This is a genomic window from Leuconostoc kimchii IMSNU 11154, from assembly GCF_000092505.1.
Lineage (GTDB): Bacteria > Bacillota > Bacilli > Lactobacillales > Lactobacillaceae > Leuconostoc > Leuconostoc kimchii.
In genome coordinates this window covers 1,736,169-1,761,198 of sequence record NC_014136.1, presented here as the reverse complement: position 1 = coordinate 1,761,198, position 25,030 = coordinate 1,736,169, and the positions used below count along the sequence as shown (strand labels likewise).

General features: G+C 39.7%; 19 protein-coding genes and 2 riboswitches. Of the genes, 6 read left to right on the top strand and 13 right to left on the bottom strand.

The window, feature by feature from the left end:
* Positions 1-54 precede the first annotated feature (54 nt).
* The 10 genes from LKI_RS10910 to LKI_RS09290 form a co-directional block, all read right to left on the bottom strand.
* Entirely contained in the window at positions 55-6,714 is a 6,660-nt protein-coding gene (locus LKI_RS10910) for a MucBP domain-containing protein (protein ID WP_013103902.1), read from the bottom strand.
* A gap of 255 nt (positions 6,715-6,969) precedes the next feature.
* A complete protein-coding gene (gene dapB, locus LKI_RS09330) occupies positions 6,970-7,695 on the bottom strand; it encodes a 4-hydroxy-tetrahydrodipicolinate reductase (RefSeq protein WP_013103901.1) in 726 nt (241 codons plus the stop codon).
* A gap of 3 nt (positions 7,696-7,698) precedes the next feature.
* A complete protein-coding gene (gene dapA, locus LKI_RS09325) occupies positions 7,699-8,571 on the bottom strand; it encodes a 4-hydroxy-tetrahydrodipicolinate synthase (RefSeq protein WP_013103900.1) in 873 nt (290 codons plus the stop codon).
* A gap of 33 nt (positions 8,572-8,604) precedes the next feature.
* Positions 8,605-9,756: an N-acetyldiaminopimelate deacetylase gene (locus LKI_RS09320; RefSeq protein WP_013103899.1), complete on the bottom strand. Its 1,152-nt coding sequence runs from the start codon at positions 9,754-9,756 to the stop codon at positions 8,605-8,607.
* Positions 9,756-10,463, bottom strand: coding sequence for a 2,3,4,5-tetrahydropyridine-2,6-dicarboxylate N-acetyltransferase (gene dapD / locus LKI_RS09315; protein WP_013103898.1), 708 nt, complete (start codon positions 10,461-10,463; stop codon positions 9,756-9,758). The genes LKI_RS09320 and dapD overlap by 1 nt, the downstream gene beginning before the upstream one ends.
* 74 nt (positions 10,464-10,537) lie before the next feature.
* Entirely contained in the window at positions 10,538-11,839 is a 1,302-nt protein-coding gene (gene lysA, locus LKI_RS09310; protein ID WP_013103897.1) for a diaminopimelate decarboxylase, read from the bottom strand.
* An 84-nt stretch (positions 11,840-11,923) separates the two neighbouring features.
* Positions 11,924-12,101: riboswitch (Lysine riboswitch) on the bottom strand.
* Positions 12,102-12,151: 50 nt separating this feature from the next.
* Positions 12,152-12,487 (bottom strand): hypothetical protein, encoded by a 336-nt coding sequence (locus tag LKI_RS09305; RefSeq protein ID WP_013103896.1) that lies wholly within the window; start codon positions 12,485-12,487, stop codon positions 12,152-12,154.
* Positions 12,471-13,874, bottom strand: a complete 1,404-nt coding sequence (locus LKI_RS09300; RefSeq protein WP_013103895.1) for a nicotinate phosphoribosyltransferase — start codon at positions 13,872-13,874, stop codon at positions 12,471-12,473. The genes LKI_RS09305 and LKI_RS09300 overlap by 17 nt, the downstream gene beginning before the upstream one ends.
* Positions 13,871-14,419 carry a helix-turn-helix domain-containing protein gene (locus LKI_RS09295; RefSeq protein WP_013103894.1) on the bottom strand — a complete coding sequence of 183 codons (549 nt, stop codon included), beginning with the start codon at positions 14,417-14,419 and terminating at the stop codon, positions 13,871-13,873. Before LKI_RS09295 ends, LKI_RS09300 begins: the two co-directional genes overlap by 4 nt.
* 42 nt (positions 14,420-14,461) lie before the next feature.
* Positions 14,462-15,133, bottom strand: a complete 672-nt coding sequence (locus LKI_RS09290; RefSeq protein ID WP_013103893.1) for a VTT domain-containing protein — start codon at positions 15,131-15,133, stop codon at positions 14,462-14,464.
* 235 nt (positions 15,134-15,368) lie between these two features.
* Here LKI_RS09290 and LKI_RS09285 point away from each other — a divergent pair, with 235 nt between their 5' ends.
* The 5 genes from LKI_RS09285 to LKI_RS09265 all read left to right on the top strand — a co-directional run bounded on the left by LKI_RS09285 (position 15,369) and on the right by LKI_RS09265 (position 19,674).
* Complete coding sequence (locus LKI_RS09285) at positions 15,369-15,905, top strand: nucleoside 2-deoxyribosyltransferase (RefSeq protein ID WP_013103892.1); 537 nt, start codon at positions 15,369-15,371, stop codon at positions 15,903-15,905.
* A gap of 97 nt (positions 15,906-16,002) precedes the next feature.
* Entirely contained in the window at positions 16,003-16,818 is an 816-nt protein-coding gene (gene pnuC / locus LKI_RS09280; protein WP_013103891.1) for a nicotinamide riboside transporter PnuC, read from the top strand.
* Between the two features lie 98 nt (positions 16,819-16,916).
* Positions 16,917-17,090: a 50S ribosomal protein L32 gene (gene rpmF / locus LKI_RS09275; protein ID WP_013103890.1), complete on the top strand. Its 174-nt coding sequence runs from the start codon at positions 16,917-16,919 to the stop codon at positions 17,088-17,090.
* Positions 17,091-17,157: 67 nt separating this feature from the next.
* Positions 17,158-17,793 (top strand): copper homeostasis protein CutC, encoded by a 636-nt coding sequence (locus tag LKI_RS09270; RefSeq protein ID WP_013103889.1) that lies wholly within the window; start codon positions 17,158-17,160, stop codon positions 17,791-17,793.
* A gap of 183 nt (positions 17,794-17,976) precedes the next feature.
* Complete coding sequence (locus tag LKI_RS09265; protein ID WP_013103888.1) at positions 17,977-19,674, top strand: NFACT RNA binding domain-containing protein; 1,698 nt, start codon at positions 17,977-17,979, stop codon at positions 19,672-19,674.
* A 47-nt stretch (positions 19,675-19,721) separates the two neighbouring features.
* On the opposite strand, the gene LKI_RS09260 is transcribed toward LKI_RS09265, so the two are convergent.
* From LKI_RS09260 to LKI_RS09250, 3 genes are read right to left on the bottom strand one after another with little or no spacing between them, the layout of a single operon-like run.
* The gene (locus LKI_RS09260) at positions 19,722-20,474 is read right to left on the bottom strand and encodes a class I SAM-dependent methyltransferase (RefSeq protein ID WP_013103887.1); all 753 of its coding nucleotides are present in this window, start codon (positions 20,472-20,474) and stop codon (positions 19,722-19,724) included.
* Complete coding sequence (locus tag LKI_RS09255) at positions 20,467-21,465, bottom strand: thymidylate synthase (protein WP_013103886.1); 999 nt, start codon at positions 21,463-21,465, stop codon at positions 20,467-20,469. The genes LKI_RS09260 and LKI_RS09255 overlap by 8 nt, the downstream gene beginning before the upstream one ends.
* A 34-nt stretch (positions 21,466-21,499) precedes the next feature.
* Positions 21,500-21,943, bottom strand: coding sequence for a nucleoside 2-deoxyribosyltransferase (locus tag LKI_RS09250; RefSeq protein ID WP_013103885.1), 444 nt, complete (start codon positions 21,941-21,943; stop codon positions 21,500-21,502).
* A 110-nt stretch (positions 21,944-22,053) separates the two neighbouring features.
* Positions 22,054-22,161: riboswitch (TPP riboswitch) on the bottom strand.
* A 350-nt stretch (positions 22,162-22,511) separates the two neighbouring features.
* Between LKI_RS09250 and LKI_RS09245 the strand changes: the two genes are divergently transcribed.
* Positions 22,512-24,878: a phosphoketolase family protein gene (locus tag LKI_RS09245; RefSeq protein WP_013103884.1), complete on the top strand. Its 2,367-nt coding sequence runs from the start codon at positions 22,512-22,514 to the stop codon at positions 24,876-24,878.
* The last annotated feature ends 152 nt before the right edge of the window (positions 24,879-25,030 follow it).

The following is a 25,030-nucleotide window of genomic DNA, read 5'->3' as shown; positions in this document are numbered from 1 at the left end:
CTGAAAAGTTATCATTATTAACCTATCAAGTATGTTTAAATAATGTATTGACCGTTATTTATTTTTACGCTTTTTGTCAAACATCGTTAATCCTAGTGTTGACAATGCCAATCCAAGAATCATAGTGATTGTATTATGAGGTTGTGTCTCTTCACCAGTTTTAGGTAACTGTTTTACAGACTTTTCAGGGACTTCTTTTTTGATTAAGTTGTCGCTTTGTGCCTTATCTTGCATCACCTGGTTATTATTCAAAACAAACTCATGATCATCCTGTTTTTGATTTGAATTTTTTTCAACAACATTCTCTTCAGGTTTTGTACCTTGATCCTTGGCATAAACATACGTGGTATCTGTTGTCTTGCCAGTATCATACTTGCCAGTTTCGTCGCCTGTTGTCTTTTCCGGTACTAAGTGATAACCAGGAATTTCGGCTGGTGTGGTTGTATAACCGGTATCCTTTGGTCCCTTAGTCGTGTCTGTTGGTACAAGTGTCTTACCATCTTCATCCACATAGTTCGTGGTGTGTTGGCCTTGTTTACCGTACACATAGGTCACTTCGTTGGTTTCACCATTTGCTGGATACTGACCTGTCACGTCACCCGTTGTCTTATTTGGTACAAGATCGTAACCGTCAATATTCTTTGGTGTCGTTGTGTAATCTTCACCACTGTTCTGAGTTGATGACTCTTTTCCAGCAATCACTTGACCAGATTCATCGACATAGTTGACTATTAGATTTCCTTGATCCTTGGCATAGACATAGGTGGTATCTGTTGTCTTACCTGTGTCGTACTTACCAGTTTCGTCACCCGTTGTCTTGTCGGGTACGACATGATAGCCTGAAATCTCTGCTGGTGTTGTCTGGTAATCGGTATCCTTTGGTCCTTGAGTGTGTTCAGTTGGAACCAAAACATGACCAGCTTCATCAACGTAGTTGGTTGTATGTTGCCCTTGTTGACCATAAACATACGTTACGTCTTTAGTTTCACCATCTGCTGGATATTGACCTGTGATGTCACCCGTTGTCTTGGTTGGTACGAGGTCGTAACCATCAATTACCTTTGGTGTGGTGGTATAAGTTTCACCGCTGTCCTGAGTTGATGAATCGGCTGGGGATAACACATTGCCGTTTTCATCGACATAATTCACAACCAAGTTACCCTGATCCTTAGCATAAACATACGTTGTATCCGTTGTCTTACCCGTATCATACTTACCAGTTTCATCACCCGTTGTCTTTTCCGGTACTAAGTGATAACCAGGGATTTCAGCTGGTATAGCTGTATAATCTGTATCTTTCGGTCCTTGAGTCTGCTCTGCAGGCACAAGCGTCTTACCATCTTCGTCAACATAATTGGTCTTGTGTTGACCTTGTTTACCGTAAACATACGTTACTTCTTTAGTCTCGCCATCGTTTGGATATTGACCTGTAACGTCACCCGTTGTCTTTTCCGGTACGAGATCGTAACCGTCAATATTCTTTGGTGTCGTTGTATAATCTTCACCACTGTTCTTAGTTGATGAATCGGCTGATGATAACACGTTACCAGACTCATCCACATAGTTGACAACCAAATTTCCTTGATCTTTGGCATAAACATACGTGGTATCTGTTGTCTTACCTGTATCATACTTACCAGTGTTGTCACCCGTTGTCTTTTCCGGTACTAAGTGATAACCAGGTATTTTTGTTGGTGTCGTTGTATAATTCGTATCCTTCGGTCCATTGGTAGTGTCTGTTGGTACAAGTGTCTTACCATCTTCGTCAACGTAATTTGTGGTATGTTGACCTTGTTTGCCGTAAACATAGGTTACTTCAGCTGTTTGCCCATTTGTTGGATATTGACCATTTATGTTGCCGGTTGTTTTTGATGGAACAAGATCGTAACCGTCAATATTCTTTGGCGTCGTTGTGTAATCTTCACCACTATTCTTAGTTGATGACTCTTTCCCAGCAATTGCTTGACCACTTTCATCAACGTAGTTGACTATTAGATTTCCTTGATCTTTGGCATAAACATACGTGGTATCTGTTGTCTTGCCTGTATCATACTTAACGGTTTCGTCGCCGGTTGTCTTTTCTGGTACGACATGATAACCAGGTATTTCAGCTGGTGTCGTTGTATAATTGGTATCTTTTGGTCCTTGAGTGTGTTCAGCTGGCACTAAGACATTACCATTTTCATCCACATAATTGGTCGTATGTTGACCTTGTTTACCATAGACATAGGTTACTTCTTTGGTTTCGCCATCGTTTGGATATTGACCTGTCACGTCACCTGTTGTCTTTGATGGAACAAGATCGTAACCGTCAATATTCTTTGGTGTCGTTGTATACTCTTCACCGCTGTCCTGAGTTGATGAATCGGCTGGTGATAACACTGCACCACTTTCATCGACATAGTTGACAACCAAGTTACCCTGATCCTTAGCATAAACATACGTTGTATCCGTTGTCTTACCCGTATCATACTTACCAGTTTCATCACCCGTTGTCTTTTCCGGTACTAAGTGATAACCAGGGATTTCAGCTGGTGTAGCTGTATAATCTGTATCTTTCGGTCCTTGAGTCTGCTCTGCAGGCACAAGCGTCTTACCATCTTCGTCAACGTAATTTGTGGTATGTTGACCTTGTTTGCCATAAACGTAGGTCACTTCTTTGGTTTCGCCATTTTCTGGATATTGGCCAGTAACGTCACCGGCTGTCTTGGTTGGTACGAGGTCGTAACCATCAATTACCTTTGGTGTGGTGGTATAAGTTTCACCGCTGTCCTGAGTTGATGAATCGGCTGGTGATAACACCACGCTATTTTCATCGACATAGTTCACAACCAAGTTACCCTGATCCTTAGCATAGACATAGGTTGTTTCTGTTGTCTTACCTGTATCGTACTTACCAGTTTCGTCACCCGTTGTCTTGTTTGGTACGACATGGTAGCCAGGAATCTCTGCTGGTGTTGTCTGATAATCGGTATCCTTTGGTCCCTTAGTCGTGTCCGTTGGTACAAGTGTCTTACCATCTTCATCCACATAATTAGTCGTATGTTGACCTTGTTTGCCGTAGACATACGTTACTACTTTGGTTTCGCCGTCTGCTGGATATTGACCCGTCACGTCACCTGTTGTCTTTGATGGAACAAGATCGTAACCGTCAATTGACTTTGGTGTTGTTGTGTAGGCTTCGCCACTATCCTTTGTTGATAAATCGGCTGATAACAACACTGATCCGTTTTCATCGACATAATTGACAACTAAGCTACCTTGATCCTTGGCGTAGACATACGTTGTTTCCGTTGTCTTGCCTGTATCATACTTACCAATTTCGTCGCCTGTTGTCTTTTCTGGTACTAAGTGATAACCAGGAATTTCAGTTGGGCTCGTTGTATAATCTGTATCCTTCGGTCCTTGAGTTTGCTCTGCAGGCACTAAGACATTCCCATTTTCATCAACGTAGTTCGTAGTGTGTTGACCTTGTTGCCCGTAAACATAGGTTACTTCTTTAGTTTGACCATTTGCTGGATATTGACCTGTCACGTCGCCTGTTGTCTTTTCCGGTACGAGATCGTAACCGTCAATTGACTTTGGTGTCGTTGTGTAATCTTGGTTAGTATCAGCTGTTGTCTTCTCTGCTGGGGATAACACTGCATCACTTTCATCGACATAATTGACTACTAAACTTCCTTGATCTTTGGCATAAACATAGGTGGTATCTGTTGTCTTACCTGTGTCGTACTTACCAGTGTTGTCACCTGTTGTCTTTTCTGGTACTAAGTGATAACCAGGAATTTCTGCTGGTGTTGTTGTATAATCTGTATCCTTCGATCCTTGAGTTTGCTCTGCAGGCACTAAGACATTCCCATTTTCATCAACGTAGTTCGTAGTGTGTTGGCCTTGTTGCCCGTAAACATAGGTTACTTCTTTAGTTTGACCATTTGCTGGATATTGACCTGTCACGTCACCCGTTGTCTTTTCCGGTACGAAATCATAACCGTCAATTGACTTTGGTGTGGTGATATAAGCTTCACCGCTGTCCTGAGTTGATGAATCGGATGGTGATAACACATTGCCTGCTTCACCGACATAATTGACAACTAAGCTACCTTGATCCTTGGCATAGACGTAAGTTGTTTCCGTCGTCTTGCCTGTATCATACTTACCAGTTTCGTCGCCTATTGTCTTTTCCGGTACGACATGATAGCCAGGAATTTCGGCGGGTATGGTTGTATAATCGGTATCTTTTGGTCCTTGAGTCTGTTCTGCTGGCACGAGAACATGACCATCTTCGTCAACGTAATTGGTGGTATGTTGACCTTGTTTGCCATAAACGTAGGTCACTTCTTTGGTTTCGCCATTTTCTGGATATTGGCCAGTAACGTCACCGGCTGTCTTGGTTGGTACAAGGTCGTAACCGTCAATTGACTTTGGTTCTGTTGTGTAAACTTGGTTTGTATCAGCTGTTGTCTTGTCTGCTGGTGATAACACATTGCCGTTTTCATCGACATAGTTAACAACCAAGTTACCCTGATCTTTGGCATAGACGTATGTTGTTTCTGTTTTCTTGCCCGTATCATATTTACCAGTTTCGTCACCCGTTGTCTTGTCTGGTACTAAGTGATAACCAGGAATTTCGGCTGGTGTCGTTGTATAATCAGTATCTTTCGGTCCCTTAGTCGTGTCTGTCGGTACAAGTGTCTTACCATCTTCATCAACGTAATTAGTAGTATGTTGGCCTTGTTGACCATAAACGTAGGTCACTTCTTTGGTTTCGCCGTCTGCTGGATATTGACCTGTCACGTCACCAGTTGTCTTTTCCGGTACGAGATCGTAACCGTCAATTGCCTTTGGTTCTGTTGTGTAATCTTGGTTTGTATCAGCTGTTGTCTTGTCTGCTGTTGCCAACACATTGCCAGACTTATCCACATAGTTGACAACCAAGTTACCCTGATCTTTGGCATAAACATGAGTGATTTCGTTATTGCCATCAACATAGACGCCATCTGCCTTTCCTAACGTTTTTACCAAATGATATCCTGGAATTTGAACAGGTTGTGTTATATCAGTGTTATATTTATTTCCTATTATCCCAATATCTGCCTTTGAAGGTATTAATTGATTACCTTGTTGATCTTGAAAGTTAACACTTAATGGTTCTTCATACTTCATTGTTGACAATAATGAAGGATCTACTTTACTACCTTGACCTAATTGTATTTCACCATCATTATTTTTTTTGGTGCCAATTGTGGCGATAGAATAATCAAATCCTTCTTTAGGAACATCCATTTCAAATAACACAGTGACTTTTTTTTCATTAACTGGTGATGTTGCTCCCTTAACATCCGATACATCAGATGGATCATCGTATTTTCTGGTCACAGCTAAATAACCATCATCAGTTTTTTGATAGGCCAACTGTGACTCATTGTCCACGTATACTTTTTTAATCACAGAATCTGTGATTTCAATCGCTTCGCTTGCATCAATATCTGACACGCCAAAATGAATTAACACAGCAGCCGCTTCAACTAATCCCTTTGAAATTGCTTCATCAGGTGTCAGTTGTTCATTTTGATCAGCGTAATTAATATTTTTAAAAAATTGAATGTGCGTATTGAAAAAGTTCCCCAATTGCGCCATCTGCCAACCAGATCCCACATTTAATAATGTTGTCCCACCGCCGTCAATAGTTCCTTTAATACCCAATGCAATCATTGATTGTTCATTACCATAATTAACAGATTGCAACGTCCACCTCATGTCATACGATTCATACTTGTTCGTGTCTTGATTTTTGATACGCATAACATCTTTTGCATAGAAGTAAGTATCTTGTCCTAAATCAGATGTTTTGAGTAACCGTGAATGTCCTGAAGAACTATGTCCTGGATACTCTGAATTAGGCGCTTTTGCTGTCCCTAAACTATCATCATCTTTCAACGTACCAATATCAACTTTTTGCCCACTCACGTACAAAGATAAATCACTAGACTGCTTTAATACCGGCGTTGGATTGTACCCGTCAGTAAATGTTGTTGTCTGTAATAGGTCCCTAGTTTCTGTTTTATCGTAATCTTTAATAGATTGACCCTTTGTATCCGGCCAATATTCACCTGCTTCATTGCTAACAGGATTATTATCAGAATTATTGGTTTGCGCAGATTTATCTCGTTCCCAAGTTGTTTGCGTGTCACTAGCTGTTTGATCTAATGCCTGACTACTTTTCGATGTCTTAACAGCAATATCATTGCTAGGTGCTACAGCATCCGCTGAGGATTTTGTTGTTGACTCAGCTGTATCTACTGTTTGATTATCTACTGACGTATTCGTTGTCTCATCAGGTGATTGTGGTTGATTATCTACTGACGTCTTAGCTGTCTCATCAGGTGATTGTGGTTGTTCACTTACTGACGACTTTGCTGTCTCATCAATCGACTGCGTTTGATTATTTACTGACGATTTTGCTGCTTCATCAGTCGGTTGCGTTTGTTCACTTACTGACGACTTTGCTGCCTCATCGGTCGATGGCGTTTGTTCACTTACTAACGACTTTTGCGCAGTTGTATCCTGATGAGTTGACATATTGACATTAACTGCCTCACCATTGGTATCTGCGGAAACTGTTGTACTAACAATCATACCCCCAACAACGATTGCTGCTGTTACCCACAACTTACCAGATTTATACAATTTAATAATCTTCTTTTGATTCTGCATTAAAATTATGCCCCCTCATACTTCAATTTTAATTGATTACCGTTAATCAATCTTCCAAAATATTGTATCACATAAGTTAAACAAAATCCTAGTATTATTATGAATTTTGTATCATTAAAAGTATAGAAGAACTACTCTAACGTTGATTTATTTTAACTTAAACACAAATCCAAAACTATCATTTCATGCACAAAAAAAGCGGATTTCTCCGCTATAAATGATGATGGTCAAAATACATATATGTTTATCTGTATATTACAAAACACTATCAAGCCCAATCTTTAAGTCTGTTATTTTTTCAACACCTGCCAGCGCACGTAAAACCCCTGGCACGAAAGCTGCCCTACTAGTCGTACTTTGGGTTAACGTCAACTGTTCATCGATGCCACCAAAATAAACACTTTGTTGTGCAATATAACCTGGTAAACGCATCGCATGCACAGCAACATCTGCTACACGCTGCCCACGCGCCGCGCCTTCACTTGACTTAACTGGTTCTTCGATGCGTGCTTTTGCTATTAGTTTAGCAGTTTGTACGGCGGTACCTGAAGGTGCATCAACCTTTTTGGGGTTATGTGTCTCAACAATTTCAACATCAGGAAAGTATTGAGCCGCTAATTGTGAAAATTGCATCAATAAAACTGCTGAAAGACTGAAATTAGGCACAATCAACACGCCACGTTCTGATTTTTCGCGCAACGTATCAATTTGATCATCAGTTAACCCTGTTGCGCCAATAATAACCGCCATATGATGTTCAATTGCCCACAGTGCATTATTGAAGACAGTTTGAGGCGTACTAACATCTAAAAAAATATCTGCCGATACGTTGATTTGATCTAGCGACGTCCATACTGGATACTGACTTTCATGACTATGGCCACTTAAAACACCTACAATGTCATAATTTGTTTCTGCCAGACCAGCTTGAATCGCTAATCCTAATTTTCCAAAACCACCCGCCAAAATTATTTTTGACATAAATCATTCCCCCAATAATTGATTCAGCTTTTGTTGTTCGTCATTTGTCAAAGGTGCAATTGGTAACCGCACAATATTTTTAACCATGCCAACTTCACTCAATTTTGCTTTAACTGGTGCTGGCGACGGAAATGCAAACAACGCGTTCATTCGTGGTGTTAAATAACGCTGCAGACGACCGGCCTCACGCCAATCATTAGCATTCATTGCTGCAAATAACGCAGTCATTTCATCACCATATAAATGTGAGGCAACTGAAATGGTCCCCGCGCCACCTTGTGCATACGCCGCCAATGTTTGGGCATCTTCACCCGTGTAAACAGCAAAGTCAACAGCCTGTGTTTGCTCAATTTCGGCACCAATGAATTCTGCCGAAGTTGTTTCCTTAATCGCATTAATATTATCATGTTGGGCCAATGCAACGACGCTTGCTACTGTCAGTCCAACTGCCGACCGGCCTGGAATATTATATAACATCACAGGTTTTGACGCAGCATCAGCAATCGCAGTAAAGTGGGCAATCATACCGGATTGACTGGGTTTATTATAATAAGGTGTCACTGCTAAAATCGCATCGACACGAGCTATCTCACTCAGTTCGCGTGCATTAATAACAGACTCCGCCGTATTATTTGTCCCAGCATTAGCAATTAGCAATGCTTTGTCCCCGACGTAATCAGCGATATATTGTGTCAGCGTTAGCTTTTCTTGATGCGTTAATGTTGGTGATTCTCCAGTTGTACCAGCTATCACAAAACCTTGCGTGCCATGATTGAGCAAATCATCAATCACATTTTTTAAGGCTGGGTAGTCAATATCATTTGCTGCATTAAAAGGTGTAATAATTGCCGTAATTAAATTAATATTTTCATACATTGCTTTTCCCTCTACTGTACTTGCCATCGCTTTTTAATGCGCCATTCGCCATTCAATCAAACTTTTTAATGCCTCAAATCCTGGCAGTAGTGCTGATTCGTCAATATTTAACTTTGGACTATGCAATGAATGGGTATCATTGACACCTAACCACAGCATAACTCCTGGAATCTGTTGTAATAAATAACCAAAGTCCTCACCAGTCATTGCCGGTTGAGCCACTTCAAAATCAATATCATCACGAGATTGCATAAATGTTATCACTAGTTGTGCTAGTGCTGAATTATTTTCTACGGGTAAATAGCTACCACTCTCTAGCGAGACATCAATGGTGATATCATTTGCTAAAGCAACACCAGCAGCAATTTGGCGGATTCTCTTCATCATCAAATCTAATCCAACGCGTGTCATACTACGTACTGTACCTTCAAAATAAACGTCATCTGGAATAACATTATTTGCTTGGCCACCGTTAATAACACCAATGCTTACCACACCACCCTTTATAGGATCCACTGATCGTGACACCACTGTTTGGAATTGCATAATCAATTCTGATGCAGCAACAATTGGATCTTTCACTAAATGCGGATAAGCGGCATGACCGCCTTGCCCGTGAACAGCGACTTTAAGTTCAGCAGTTCCAGCAAACAAAGTACCATCTAAGGTACTCAGTGTCCCAGCCGGTAAATCTGGTTGGTCGTGAATACCATAAAACTCATCTGGACGCCATTCATCAGTAAACAAACCAAGATCATAAGCCAATTTACCACCACTTTTAGCCTCTTCAGCCGGTTGGAAAAAGACAACGAGATTATCTTTTGGCTGATTTTGACTAAAATAATGGACAAGGCCTAAAGCTAAACTCATGTGAACATCATGTCCACATGCATGCATCATGCCAGGATGAGTTGATTCAAAAGGTAACCCAGTTTGTTCAGCAATTGGTAACGCATCGATATCAGTCCGATAACCAATCGTTCGCTTAGGATCAGTGCCTTGAAAACGCACCAAAATAGCCGTTGGTAATTCGGGTACAGTGCGAATACGCATCGTATCATTCTGCCAACTTTTTATTTTTTCTAATAAATACGCATGAGTCTGATGTTCTTCTAATGCCAGTTCAGGAATTAAATGCAGATCTCTGCGATACTGTTGTAATGCTTCAAAGTTAACAACTGTCATTATAAGCCTCGTAAGGCGTCAATTAAGGCAGTCTTTTGTTGTGTTTGTGAGTCAATTTTTTTAATCACTTTAGCCGGTACACCGGCAACAACTGTATTAGCAGGCACATCTTTGGTCACAATAGCACCGGCAGCAACAACTGCACCATCCCCTACTTGGACACCTTCTATGACAACGGCATTAGCACCTACTAACACATGATTACCGATGCGCACAGGCTGTGCCGATGCTGGTTCAATCACGCCAGCTAACACAGCGCCTGCACCAATGTGGGAATTTTCGCCAACAATCGCACGACCTCCTAATATAGCGCCCATATCAATCATCGTCCCAGCACCAATTTCGGCGCCAATATTAATAACAGCGCCAAGCATAATAACAGCATTATCACCTATTTGTACTTGTTCGCGAATAATAGCACCGGGTTCAATACGCGCATTAATTGCCTTTTTGTCAATCAATGGCACTGCTGAATGGCGTGCATCATTTTCAATGTAAATACTTTCCTGAGGTAAACTAGCAATCAATGGTTGGATTTCTGACCAATCACCAATCAATTGACCGAAAGATACACCCCCAAACTGTTGTACAGTATCTGGAATTTCACCAGATAACGTCCCCTTGTATGTGACCTTCACTGGTGTCACTTTTTTTGCATTAGCAATAAAATTAATTAATCGTTGTGCATCATTTTTTGTTTCTGTCATGAGAATTTAGTTTCCTTTAATTATCTATTTTAGTTTTACTGTATGCTTTAAGATGAGATGATCGTCATTTTGACTTATTGTACATTAGCCTTGCCCAAAGTATATTTTTTATCTAATGCTGTTAAATTAGCATAAGTTTCTCGCGCAACAACTAATTGGTGTTGCCCATTTTCGACAAATACAACACCTGGTCTTGGGTTACGATTATAATTTGAAGCCATTGCATAACCATAGGCACCCGTTGCCAATACGGATAAAATGTCACCTGGTTGCGTTCGTGGTAATGCCTGCTGCCATACTAAGACATCCCCTGATTCGCAATACTTGCCAGCAACACGCACAACTTCTTCGGTTGGTGCGTTCGGTTGATTAGCCAATACGGCATCATAATTTGCTTGGTAAAGTGCTGGACGAATATTGTCGCCCATTCCGCCATCAACTGCCAAGTACTGTCGTAAATCAGGAATGTCTTTTCGAGAGCCAACCGTATACAATGTTTGACCTGCAGGACCAACGACAGAACGACCTGGCTCTATCCAAATTTCTGGCATTTTCCAATCATATTGCGCTGCCTTACTTTTCAAAGTACGAATAATCGCATCAGCATAATCACTTTCTGGTAAAGGTGTATCTTCATCCGTGTAACGAATACCAAAACCACCGCCAACGTTAATAATCGCAGGTTGCCAGCCCCAACTTTGTGCTGTATCAGCTAACAATGCAGCATTTTTTTCAAAACCTGTCACATCAAAAATTTGAGAGCCAATATGTGCATGTAGCCCAAGCAAATTCAAATTTTGATCATCTTTTGCAATATCATAAGCTTGCTTACCTTGCCCAGTTAGCAAATCGAATCCAAACTTAGAATCTTGTTGCCCTGTACTAATAAATTCATGCGTGTGGGCAGAAATACCTGGTGAAATGCGCAACAGAATATCTTGTGTCATGTTATGTTTTGCGGCAATCTCTGACAACAATTGCAGTTCTAAGAAATTATCGACAATAATCATCCCAACACCCGCTTCAATGGCCATTGTCAATTCATCCCAACTTTTATTGTTACCATTAAAACTTAAATGCTTAGGATCAAAACCAGCTTGCAAAGCCGTAAATAGCTCACCACCAGATACAATGTCAGCGTGAATCCCTTCTTGTTGGGCAACTTGATAAATTGCCTGAGTTGCAAATGCCTTTGAAGCATAGCTAACAACGTAAGGTACACCTTCTTTTTCAAAAATAGTTTTAAATGCACGCATCGTCTGGCGAATTTTAGTCACATCGTAGACATATAATGGTGTGCCATATGTCTTGGCTAACGTGACAGCATCCACACCATCAATCGTCAAATGCTGCAACTCATTTGTTGGATAACTCATATCATTCTCCCAATTTTTCACATAAAAAAGCCCTTTGTTCGAGACTAGGTCACGGACAAAAGGCTTTTATTTAGCAGTTTTGACTGTTTCCATAGCTCACCGTTATCAACTAACGACAGTCTAATGGTTATTAACCATTAGCCCAACAAAGTAATCTTGCACCGATCATTTTGCTTCGGCAATTTCCCCTTTTACTTATCATCATAACTGTTACAACAGTTCAGATAAGCGACTCATGTCAATCGCAACCTCTATGTGAAATTTAATTTTTATATTGATATCATCATAACTTACTAATGAATTAATGTCAACTTAATATTCTGTATCAATAAAGGTTAACCCAAGTTCTTTACCATATTGTCTAATAGTTGACTCTGCCAAATTCATTTCAAAGGCGAGATCAATATAACTTGTCATGCCACCTTTGAATAAAGCAGCGACTTGCATTTTACGTTCGTCTTTACCAATGGCTGCTTCTGTACCAAGTGCCTGTATACCATGCCCAACCATACGATTATCCGGTTCACTCTCTGGTCTTTTCTCTCGTTTTTGACGATCACGATAAGCTTGTGCGGCTAGTTTGACATCTAGTTTAGAAACTTCAACATCACTGGTGATATCTTTTTCTGTTTTAAAATGATAGTTCACTGTTATTACCCCAAAGAAGTGCTCGGTTAATAATGGCCTCGCCATTAATTAATGGTATTGTACCATTATCGTAAACTGTTTCTAATAAATCCTGGCCGAGTTCATCATTGGAAACGGTTATGATTTTGCCATCACGCATAATGACTTTCAGCAAGCCGGCCTTAGATGCCTTACTAGCGTCAGTTTTTGGATTCTTTTGAATATTAATTTTTTGTCCGCTAGCATTTTCCGCATATGCTGCTTTAATCGCAAATCTTTCTGTATCGCGTGTAAAGCCTTCTTGCAACAAGCCACCACCAGAGCCAACGACTAAATTATCAGCTGACCAACCAGCAGACATCAACGCCTCATATAAAGCAATAATCGTATCAGCTTTCATACCGTCGCCTTGGATAATACCAACATTATTCTGTAGCACCTTATAACCCTGTGCATTAGTCTTTGTACCAAATATGTTGGCTAATAACGCCAGCACTTCTAAATCAATTGTCTGCGGGTCACCAGAATCTGGTCGCAAAACGACCCGACCCGCGCGATTAATTATACGTGCTTTAATGGCCGGTGAACCAATCACTGTTTTGACAAAATTTAACGCATCATAAGAATCAATGACAATGGACAAAATCGCATCATCTGGTGCACGATCAAACTGTGCATTAACATAGTCGAATTCACCTTGACCTGCGCCATAAGCTGTTGCAACTGAATGCTCTGTTGCCCACACAGATAATGCACGTCCCGATACCCCATAAACTGCCTCAAAGTACTGTGACGCAGCCATATTATCTGATCCTTGAAAATGTAATAAATGCGCAGCGCCACCGCGTTTACCCGACTCAAGTGAGGTCGCACCTCGCAATCCAAAATCATTCACTGCCAGAAATAATCCTGACTGTGAGCCAGATTTTTTTAACAAAGGCGCCAAACGCTTCTTGATATACATGGAATTTGTGGCGATTGTTGTTGGATACCAAACGTGCATCAACAACACTTCCAACGCATTTAAGCTCGTGGCAAACCAGGGTGCTGTCGATTCAATGGTAAACAAGGCATTGCCAGTTGGCACCTCAAGGCCCTCAGGTAATGCTTTAATTTTAACTGGAAAGTAGCCAAGATCACGCACCTTTTCCCAGACCGAGCGATTGAAATAAGCTTTTGTACCAAAAGTCAACTCAGAAACTTTTTCGGCCTCGTCAATCATGTCATTCGTGATAGGTTCATGAAAATAGTCATGTAAAATCATGCCCATGCCAAACCAGCTGACTGTATTAAACTGCCCACCAACTCGCGCTTCACCATATGAATAAAGCTTTGTAATATTACTTGGATATTGTAAATGATGCGTTAGTTTATAGGCGTCCGTTGCCAAAATCAAATTTTCGGTCATAAGTTAATCTCCGGCAAATCACCTGCTATCAATTTTTGCGTGACGTCTTGAAATTTGTCACCCTGAATGCGCAACAAACGCCAATCGTAGGTTTTATCATCATCAAATTCGTCAATATACGGTTCAAATTCACCTTCGCTTTGCAAAATCAAATAACCAGCAAACGCTGCAACAAAGTCCGTATTTGATTCGACAACCCGAACCAATTTATTGCCATTAAAGAAACCAACCGCTAATTTATCGTCTGACCACGAACCTTCAAATGCCCACTTTAACGTAATCCAATCAGACATTGTGATACCAAGATTCAGTAAATAGTCTAAAGATAAGCGGATATGGATAGGATGATCTTGCGATTGCTCAGCGATGCCTTTTGCATCAAGTTGGCTTGAAAATATGCCAACTAGCGCCTCTAATTCAGCCACAGTGGGCATACTTTCTTCTTGTTGCCAAGACGTGACGGTTGCGACATCAACATCTAACGCATCAGCAATTTCTTCACTCGAAATGCCTGTCAATTGTTGTAATTTATTTAAATTATTCATAGGTATATTATACTAAAAAAGCCGCCCGAAGGCAGCTTAATTTTATTTTTTCGCAATTTTTTTGGCACGCTGGCTAACCATGATGGAACGAACAACACCAATAATAGTTGGCATCAGTGTCACTAATGCAATCCCCAAAATAATAACCGAAAAATGCATTTTAACAAATGGTATATTACCAAACATATAGCCCGCACCCGTAGCAATCAAACTCCAAGAAAAAGCAGCAATCACATTATTTCTTAAAAAATGACCATACGGGAACTGACTAATACCTGCAACAAATGGCACAAATGTGCGTACGATCGGCATGTACCGGCCAATGATAATCGCCATTGCCCCACGCTTTTCAAAAAATCCTTCTGCTTCACGAATATGATTTTCTTTGATAAAACGCCCAATTAAAGGGTGTTTTATCAATTTATAACCACCTGTACGGCCGATCCAGAAATTCAAAGAATCACCTGCAATAGCGGCTAAAAAGAACAATATCATAAATACCCAATGATTTAATCCGGCATTGACACCAGCTGGTGTCGCAGCAACCGCACCAGCAGCAAAAAGTAACGAATCTCCGGGTAAAAATGGCATAATGACAATGCCTGTTTCAATGAAAATAACAGCGAATAAAATAACATAGGTCCATGGTCCAAATTGTGTCACTAACGTGGCAATGTGCGCATCAATATGGAGGATGAAGTCGATTAAAAACATGTGATTATTGTATTCAACTCAATTAGCATATGACAATCGAGAAAAACACGGTTCCCCTTAGTTTATATTTTTTCAGATAGCTTCATTTTACCATAAATACAATATCAAACATAATATTTTTAAAGGTCTTCTGTTACCAATAAAATAAATTTTGGACAAATTTTGTCCCTTGTCCAGACAAACAAAATATTCTGTTGTAAAGTTATACTAGCGTCAAAATAAAAGGAGAAAAAACATGAATGAAACAAAATTGATTGCTGATCTTGAAACGATTAATCGTCATGTCGACAATTCACAAAAACGACCTGGTGCTAAAAATATTTATTTAGCTGCTGGTTGGTTTTCTGATAACCAAGAGATATTATTGAAGGATGCCTTTACGCAACTGAGTGCCAATCCAACAATTGCCCATATTCATGTCCCATTGTTGCATCAATATGGTGGCGTTGCCTTAGGTGAGTCAAACAACGAGCCTGATTTTGAATGGGGTGCAATGACTTATAAAGCCGATATTAAAGCCATTGATAACTCAGACCTCACTGTCGCTATCTTTGAAGCAGAAGATGCCGATACAGGTACAGCAATGGAATTAGGCTATTCAGTTGCTTCAAATACACCAGTTGTCTCGGTTTTTGCTGGTAATATTGATGAACATCCAATTAACTTGATGTTATCTTTTGGTACAGATGCGCATGTCACATCAACTGCTGAATTGGCGAATTATGATTTCTTTGATATTACACCGAACAAATATACTGGCAAACTCATTTAAATAATAAAAAACAGAAAGGTGCCGAGCCGCTCTCTCAAAGCACTGCCTTTGCGACAGAAACCACCCAGAGTGCCTTAATCTCGGTAAAGTTTAAATCATGCAAGAAACATCAACACCACACATTTCACACTGGCAAGTTTTCAACCCATTTTGGTATGCTGAACAATTTAGAGGTTGGACACGACTATCTTATGCCCTATTAGCGCTTGGTCTCCTCATCATCGCCTACACGAGTTTTGGTATGGGTGCCCCCATTAATGGCATGACATTTGCGACATTTTTTGCAGCAGCGTTTGGTTGGACCACTGTTCTTGGTTTAAAAGAAGCTAAACCAATGAATGGTTTGTTTGGGCTATTATCAGCAGCTATATATATTTACGTTGCGTGGTTACATAAAAATCCAGCTGATGCCGTGTTGCAGTTAACGTATGTTATTTTACTCGACATCCCCGTTTTAGTTATGCCTTCATGGGTCAAAGATACTGACAAACATGTCCGGTTTATTCATGAAACAGATACACGTGGTGAAAAGCACGGTAAAACATTTTGGTATACTGTTGTTGCTTTGGTTGCAATTGTTGCCTTTGCGGCTGCTTACTTATTTGAAACACAAGTCCTACACACACCACGACCAATATCAGATTCTTTGGTACTCGGCACTGGGCTAGTTGGCGCTGTTTTAACCACTTTCCGTTTCTCTGAAAGTTGGTTTGCTTGGTTATTACAGGGCTTAATGCAAATTGCTTTATGGGGATTTACTGTTGCTGCAGGTGGCGTACTTGGCGCTTCGGCCTTAGTTATTTTGGTCACTTACCTGATGTACTTTGCAAATGATGTGTTGGCAATCATACAATCTTCATGGTTCCATCACAAAGAAATCACCGCTCAGCTCTCACGAAACAATGTCAAGTAAAAAACCTTGACACTGTTTTTAAAAAAACTATTGACAAAAGTGTTAAATTTCGGTAAACTTGACTAGTTGATAAATTGAAACGAAAGGAGGTGCCATTTATGGCTACCCCATCAAACAAAAACTCAAAGTCTCACAAGCGTAACCGCCGCGGACATATCGGTTTGAATGTTCCTAACATCGTGTTGGATCAAACAACTGGTGAATACCGCGTAGCTCACCGTGTCTCACCTTCTGGTGTTTACAATGGTAAGCAAGTTACAGAAAAGAAGTAATTTCACATAATAACCTGCACCATTTGGCGCAGGTTTTTTGTTTGCAATTTTATGGTAAAATGATGACATGACAATTACAATTAAAGAAGCAGCCGTTGATTCTGTTGAAGCTGCCAGACAAATGCGCGACAAAGGCGCTAATCGTATTGAATTAAATAGCCAGTTAGCATTAGGTGGTCTCACGCCTGATACACGTACAATCATTGATACACTGATAGCAATTGACGACATACCAGTAATCATTATGGTTCGCCCTCGTGGCGGTGATTTTGCATACGATGACATTGAATTGCAACAAATGCATGATACCTTACAACAAATTGCTGACCTGGGTGGTCAATTAGTCACTTTCGGTGTGGTACGTGATCATTTATTGGATAAAAAGGCGATGTTGGCATTGATTACACGTGCTAGTGAATTAAACCTGGAAGTAATTATGCATATGGCTTTTGATGATATTCATGTGGATCAGCAACAAAGTACAATGTATTGGCTATCCGAACATGGTGTCAAACGCATTTTAACGCATGGTGGGCAACTTGAAACACCCATCTTTGATCTATTACCCAATCTACAAGTACTTGTTAATACAGCCCCTGCTGACGTAACCATTCTTCCTGGTGGTGGCATCAATACTGAAAACGCCCAACGTATTGCAGATGCATTAGGTGTTAGCGAAGTTCACGGTTCAAAAATTGTCTAGTACTTTACAAGATACTTAGTGGCTAATTACCAGTTCTAAACTAGTGATTAGTCACTCATTTTTTTGTTGTCCACAAAAGAACGATTAGTTGCTGTACAATATGTACAGTAACTAATCGTTGATGAATTTCATAACATTAACAATGTTAACCAGCTTGTCAAAACAGTAAAGGAAACTATTAGAATGCCTTTAGACGGTCTTTTTACACATGCTTTAGTGCATGAATTTAATGAATTAATCGTTGGTGGACGCATTACAAAAGTTCATCAACCCTACCCAAATGAAATTGTTTTAGTTGTGCGTAACAATAGCGTGAACTACCCACTGCTCCTCAGCGCACATCCTACATACGCACGTGCACAGATCACCCGTATTCCCTACGAAAATCCTCAAACCGCGCCAAACTTTGTGATGTTTCTACGTCGTTACTTGGAAGGGGCTAAGTTACAAAAAATTGTACAAATTGACAATGATCGTATCATTAATTTTTACGTCAATGCGCGTAATGAGCTAGGCGATGTACAAGAAATTCGGTTGACCCTTGAAATGATGGGGCGTCATTCCAATTTGTTCTTAGTCAGAGAAGAAGATTCACGCATTTTAGAACTCATAAAACATGTCCCTGCAGACCAAAATCGTGTTCGCTCTCTCATGCCTGGTGCAACGTATGTGCTCCCCCCCGCACAAAACCTAGCTAATCCCTTTACCGAAGGGTTAGATGTTTTAGCTCCTATGATTTTAGACACACCATTTGATGACTGGGCAAAAACGATTCAATCAACTTATCAGGGATTTGGTCGTGATTCTGCCGTCAGTTTAGCGCGTACAATTAATCAACCTGGGGATCACCTTGCACATGCCAAAAATTGGCTCGCACGTTTTAACAACCTCAAGCCTACCTTATTCACTTCTGATAAAGGTGCTTTAAGCTATGCGGCCTTCGATTGGTTACAAGACCACACGAACGCACAACATTTCCAAACACTTGGGGATATGCTAGACGCTTACTACATTGGCAGAGCCGAACGCGAACGTGTTAACCAGCAAGCAGGTTCATTGGTTCGTGTTGTTAAAAATGAACTTAAGAAGAATACGTCGAAACGAAAAAAGTTATTAGCAACATTAGATGATGCTGAAAATGCTGATGATTTAAAAGTCATGGGTGATTTATTAATCACCTACCCACATCTCGTCCAAAAAGGGATGACATCCGTTGAGATTGAAAATTACTACAACAACAACGCACTGCTTAAAATTCCGCTGGATCCCAAACTTAATGGCTTAAAAAATGCCGAGCGCTATTTTACAAAGTATCGTAAATTGCGCACTGCTGTTGCCTATGTCAATGAACAAATGGCGCTGACTGATGCTGAAATTGCATACTTCAACAACATTGTTGCACAACTTGATGTCGCTTCCCCTAAAGATGTTGAAGACATTCGCTTGGAATTAACAAATGGTGGCTACATTCGTGCCAACAAGAAAAATAAGCAAAAGCCAAAAGTGTCAAAACCGGATCAGTTTCAAAGCACAGATGGTACACATATAGAAGTCGGTAAAAATAATTTACAAAATGAACGCCTGTCGTTAAAACAAGCAGATCGTCGTGATATTTGGCTACACGTTCAAAACATACCCGGTTCACATGTTATTATTCACTCACCAAACCCATCAGACGAAACATTGGTCGAAGCCGCAAAACTTGCTGCTTATTTTAGTAAGGCACGCGATTCAGCCAATGTTCCTGTTGACTACCTACCAGCCGGAAAGCTTCGGAAGCCAAACGGTTCAAAACCTGGTTTTGTTATCTTTGAAGGACAGCAAACACTATTTGTTACACCAGATCATCAGTTAGTTTCCCAGTTAAAAATTAAAAAGTAATCAAAAAAATATCCGATAGACGCTTATAACGTGTCTATCGGATATTTTTATTTAGTCGCTTCATATAAAATAAAAGGTGACTGCGTACGTTCGTTTCCCCAGTTAATATTGCCATATTGTGCTTCAATAGTCGCAATCTGCTCAGCATTGAAATCATTGATTGTCGGGTACTTTACCGTGATATGGTTAAATCCTGCATTTTTTAAATTGCTCTCATACATTTGATTTGGCCAATTGAAATCATGTAAAATCAAATCTTCTTGCTGATTCACATGCAGCTTTTCAACACGCTGTTCACCATAACCATAGACTTTGTCCTTCGAACCATTTTGAAATGTTGAAAAAGGCACACCAGTTGTGTTTGGATTGGTATCCAGCACAATAAAGTGACTTTTAGGACGCAAAACACGATAAATTTCTGACATAATTCGCTTTATACGCACTTCTGAACCATTATTAATAAAAACATAACAAGCAATCGCGCCATCAAGTGATTCACTAGGCACAGAACTCAAACTGTCATTTTTTACCACTTGATAATCAATACGTTTATGAGCGCGTTGTTGGTTTGCAATAGCAATCATACGATCAGATTCATCAACAGCAATGATTTTGGATCCTGTTTGTTGTGCCAGCCTTAAAGCGACTTTACCTGGTCCGCAACCGTAATCCAATATCGTTTCTGCTTGATGCTTTGAAAAAAAAGATAATATATGACTATAACCCAATACTTGCTCTAACACATCATTGTATGCATTAAATTGGTTAGCTATTTTGTCACTTTCAAAAAGATTATTCATTGCTATCTACCTCTAAATTTACAACATGCTTGGGCCATTTATTACGCACAAAATACTGGTAAATTGGTAATAAATGATCAAACACTGTTCGATCAATTTTTTTATTATAGTGAATCATTTGATATATGCTAAACAGCGCTAGTATTTGCTGCCAATAAGGCGCCATATGTGTCGCTAAAATGGCCTGCCAATCCATCATAATGTCGTTTTTTCTCAGTTTTTCTTCGTACGCCATCAATTCTTGAATCATATCCCAATTATTTTCGAGTGGCATCTCTGGAAATTTAAATTGTGCTTCGTTTGGCGTCTCTAACACATGCGTTACCCATAAATTATCAGGTTCATAGATGTGCATGGTGCCTACACTGTGATAATACTTTCCTACTGGTATATGGAGCTCACGCGCCATCAATTCTTGAATAAAGGTAAATGAGAAAACGTCACTCACAATACCGCGAAAAGCATCATTAGCTCGCATATAAGCAATCATATCTAGATGATTATCTCGAATAAAAAATTGTAGACCCAAAGTGCACGACACATCTAAATTGTTTGGAATAGCCAACTCACTGCCATCAAAAATTTGTAATACTGCACGTTTAGAATCTGGATCTTTGATTAATAAATCTTTAACATTTTGCCATTGACTTGATTGTTGACCTTTATCATTAAACAATTTCGATCCATAGGCAGTACCTGTTAAAATACGGCCATCCATTGAATAATCTGGCATTTTTTTATTATAGTAGCTGATGTAATCTAAGCGGTTATTACCTGTTAAATACCATAATACTTCGGCAAAATTAAATATAATATTACATTTTCTTTTTTGATTATAAATGCCTCTTTGTACTGGTTGATTAATCCTAAAATGATAGGCGATTTTTTCGCGACTTTGAAACCCTCGAGGTTGATTAAAAAAGTCAGCGTGGTTGTAAATGTCATTAAGTACAGACATATAGGCGCTATCAAAATTTTCATACGTTGACATCTTTCGTTTCCTCCTCTGTGATGACGTACAATCATTATTTGTCATTCAAAAATTGTTTAATTTTTAATAAACAATCTGCAGTATCTTTGTAATATAAATAATTGACGCGACTGATAGTTCCTAAACCTCTCACAAGATAAGCGTAGGTTGTATTTTCTTGTAAGAGCAAGACAATTGGTTTATCAAATGCCGAAGCCCAGCCTATTTCAATATGTGTACCAGGCGATGCTGGATACCCCGGAAATGCCATAAACAGATGGCATTTTTTTATTGCTTCAAAATCTGCCATGGTGCATTCATCTGGGGTCATCATATGTTGACCCCATCCCTCACGTTGATGCGCGTTATCGACAACAAAGTCTGCTTCTTCAAGTAGTTGCATCACCTGTTTAATTAAACTCATACTTTGTGAATCAACGACTTTGTCATGGGTTAATAGTTGTTTAAATGGTGCTGCCAAGAATACATGGTTTCTCAAGAAATATTCCTCCTAAAATTTAGAACATAGAAAAAGAGCGTTTGCAATCATTTTTGATACTGCAAACGCTCTAGATATAGTATGTCTATCTATAATGGCACCCTAGCGGCCCTTTATATTTCACACTTTCCTACGCTGTTTGCAACAGATCAGGTTCAAAGGGTTCAAAGACTATCACTTCTCTCTCAGCTTCTTGTGAAGCACCCCTAGTATGTTAATTAATCGATTAATAACAAACTGATTCTACCACATCACATTGACAATATGCAACTTATTATCAATGTTAAAACAAGCGTTGATATGTAAAAATCCTCTCCACTGTGCGCTTTTTCACGATATAAATAAAGTCCAATATGTTAATTGGTACGAACCAATTAACATATTGGTGTTGACTTTTATATAAATAACCTATACGATAGGTTTGTAAAAATAATGACGGCATCATAGCATGATAAATTTTTCAAAATACTTTGCAAAGTAATTTTTTCTGTGTTTCTTGCGATATTTTTTACAACGATTGCCCTGTGCATTTTACTTTAATCATATTAATTTGGAGGACTTAACTAACATGAGTATTGACTCAAAGAATTATCTTGATCATCTAGACGCTTACTGGCGAGCTACTAACTATTTATCAGTCGGTCAACTTTATTTATTGGATAACCCACTACTTAGAGAAGAACTGACAGCGGATCAGGTTAAAATTCATCCGATTGGTCACTGGGGAACAATTACAAGCCAAAACTTTATCTATGCACACCTTAACCGTGCAATCAATAAATTCAACTTGAACATGTTTTACGTTGAAGGACCTGGTCACGGTGGTCAAGTCATGATTTCAAATGCTTATTTAGATGGTAGCTATACTGAGGCCTTTCCAGAAATCACACAAGATACTGCTGGCATGCAAAAAATGTTCAAACGTTTTTCATTCCCTGGCGGTGTTGCATCACACGCTGATCCAAAAGTACCTGGGTCAATTCATGAAGGTGGTGCTTTAGGCTATTCTATCCTTCACGGTGCTGGTGCGGTTCTTGATAACCCTGACTTAGTTGCTGCTGTTGTCATTGGTGATGGTGAAGCTGAAACTGCACCGTTAGCTACTTCTTGGCATGTCAATAAGTTTTTAAATCCTAAAAACGATGGGACAGTCTTACCAATTTTAAACCTTAACGGATTCAAGATTGCTAACCCCACTGTCTTGTCACGTGAAACTGATGAAACACTAACACAATACTTTACTAGCCTCGGTTGGCATCCCTATTTTGTTAGTTCATTTGATAAGCCTATTATGCAAGTTCATGAAGAAATGGCCCACACAATGGATACCGTTTTTGAGGAAATTAAAGCTATTCGTGCGACTGCTGCAAGCCAAAGTAGCGAAGAAGTCACACGGCCAACATGGCCTATGATTGTATTGCGCTCACCAAAGGGCTGGACTGGTCCTAAGAGTTGGGACGGTCAACCGATTGAAAATTCATTCCGTGCTCACCAAATTCCAATCCCTGCAGATCAAAACCATCCTGAATATATCCCTGATTTGGTTAATTGGCTAAAGTCGTACCAACCTGAGGAATTATTTGATGAAGCTGGTCATTTAGCCCCAGAAATTCAAGAAGTATTACCTAAAAAGTCATTACGTATGGCTAATAACAGCGTGACAAACGCTGGTGTCGTTAAGCCACTTAATCTCCCAGATATTAATGATTATCTCGTTGATCGTCAAGTACCTGGTAATGATTTAGCGCAAGATGCTATTTTGTTAGGTGGTTATATTAGAGACCTCATCAAGCTAAACCCAACGAATTTCCGCGGCTTTGGTCCAGATGAAACAGCTTCGAATCGTTTCCAAGATGTCTTTGAAACGACTAATCGTCAATGGTTACTACCAATTAAAGAACCAAATGATCAATTCATGGCACCTGAAGGTCGTATTATCGACTCAATGTTGTCAGAGCATTATGACGAAGGTATGTTAGAAGCCTACACATTAACAGGCCGTCATGGTTTCTTTGCAAGTTATGAGGTCTTCATACGTGAAGTCGACGACATGATTGTTCAACACTTTAAGTGGTTGAATCATTCACATGATGTTTCATGGCGTAAAGATGTCCCTGCCTTAAATATTATTGCTAACTCAACTGTGTTCCAACAAGACCATAATGGTTACTCACACCAAGATCCTGGTGCTACCACCATGCTTTATGAAAAGCAACCTGATTTCATCCGCGAATTTTTCCCAGCTGATGCCAATAGTTTAGTCGCAACATTTGAACATGCTGTGCAAACAAAGCAACAAATTAATTATATTGTCGCAAGTAAGCACCCTCGCTTACAATGGTTCACACCACTTGAAGCCAAGCAACTTGTTACTCAAGGGCTGCGTGTTGTTGATTGGGCAAGTACGGATCATGGTGAAAAACCTGATATCATCATTGCTTCTGCTGGATCAGAACCAACAACTGAAAGTTTGGCTGCAATTCAAATTTTGCACGAACAAATACCAACATTAAAAATTCGTTATATCAACGTTTTGGATTTGTTTAAACTACGTTCAGATGCAAGTTACGGTTTGAGCCAAGACGCGTTTGATGCTTACTTTACAACTGATGTGCCTGTTTTGTTCGCCTTCCATGGTTATGCACCAATGGTTGAATCTATCTTCTTCAAGCGCCATAATCATAATTTAGCTGTTCATGGTTATCGTGAGGCTGGTGATATCACCACACCATTTGATATGCGTGTCTTGAACAAAATTGATCGTTTCAACTTAGTCAAGGCTGCAGTTGAATTATTACCAACTGAAACGTCAGTTAAGCATGCTGATCTGATACAGTTAATGAACGATAAGTTAGATAAGCATGTGTCATTCACACGTTCAAAGGGAACAGACTTGCCAGAAGTTGAAAATTGGCAGTGGCAACCCCTTAACTAATCCAAATAATAAACAGCCCTATTGACAAAACAGGTCCCAATCTGTTAAATTGAATTATGTTGTTTCGTACAGATAGCACGATTTTATTCGTGCCGAAAAAAGAGGCGTGACATTATCATTTTTGATAATGTCATACCTCTTTTTATTTTTTG

What these genes read in the sequence shown, in the direction of transcription:
- LKI_RS09255 (WP_013103886.1), bottom strand. Translation starts at nt 21,465, where the DNA reads ATGTCAACGTATGAAAATTTTGATAGCGCCTATATGTCTGTACTTAAT.
- dapA (WP_013103900.1), bottom strand. Translation starts at nt 8,571, where the DNA reads ATGTATGAAAATATTAATTTAATTACGGCAATTATTACACCTTTTAAT.
- LKI_RS09295 (WP_013103894.1), bottom strand. Translation starts at nt 14,419, where the DNA reads ATGAATAATTTAAATAAATTACAACAATTGACAGGCATTTCGAGTGAA.
- pnuC (WP_013103891.1), top strand. Translation starts at nt 16,003, where the DNA reads ATGCAAGAAACATCAACACCACACATTTCACACTGGCAAGTTTTCAAC.
- LKI_RS09300 (WP_013103895.1), bottom strand. Translation starts at nt 13,874, where the DNA reads ATGACCGAAAATTTGATTTTGGCAACGGACGCCTATAAACTAACGCAT.
- dapB (WP_013103901.1), bottom strand. Translation starts at nt 7,695, where the DNA reads ATGTCAAAAATAATTTTGGCGGGTGGTTTTGGAAAATTAGGATTAGCG.
- rpmF (WP_013103890.1), top strand. Translation starts at nt 16,917, where the DNA reads ATGGCTACCCCATCAAACAAAAACTCAAAGTCTCACAAGCGTAACCGC.
- LKI_RS09320 (WP_013103899.1), bottom strand. Translation starts at nt 9,756, where the DNA reads ATGACAGTTGTTAACTTTGAAGCATTACAACAGTATCGCAGAGATCTG.
- LKI_RS09260 (WP_013103887.1), bottom strand. Translation starts at nt 20,474, where the DNA reads ATGAATAATCTTTTTGAAAGTGACAAAATAGCTAACCAATTTAATGCA.
- dapD (WP_013103898.1), bottom strand. Translation starts at nt 10,463, where the DNA reads ATGACAGAAACAAAAAATGATGCACAACGATTAATTAATTTTATTGCT.
- LKI_RS10910 (WP_013103902.1), bottom strand. Translation starts at nt 6,714, where the DNA reads ATGCAGAATCAAAAGAAGATTATTAAATTGTATAAATCTGGTAAGTTG.
- LKI_RS09245 (WP_013103884.1), top strand. Translation starts at nt 22,512, where the DNA reads ATGAGTATTGACTCAAAGAATTATCTTGATCATCTAGACGCTTACTGG.
- LKI_RS09290 (WP_013103893.1), bottom strand. Translation starts at nt 15,133, where the DNA reads ATGTTTTTAATCGACTTCATCCTCCATATTGATGCGCACATTGCCACG.
- LKI_RS09285 (WP_013103892.1), top strand. Translation starts at nt 15,369, where the DNA reads ATGAATGAAACAAAATTGATTGCTGATCTTGAAACGATTAATCGTCAT.
- LKI_RS09265 (WP_013103888.1), top strand. Translation starts at nt 17,977, where the DNA reads ATGCCTTTAGACGGTCTTTTTACACATGCTTTAGTGCATGAATTTAAT.
- lysA (WP_013103897.1), bottom strand. Translation starts at nt 11,839, where the DNA reads ATGAGTTATCCAACAAATGAGTTGCAGCATTTGACGATTGATGGTGTG.
- LKI_RS09270 (WP_013103889.1), top strand. Translation starts at nt 17,158, where the DNA reads ATGACAATTACAATTAAAGAAGCAGCCGTTGATTCTGTTGAAGCTGCC.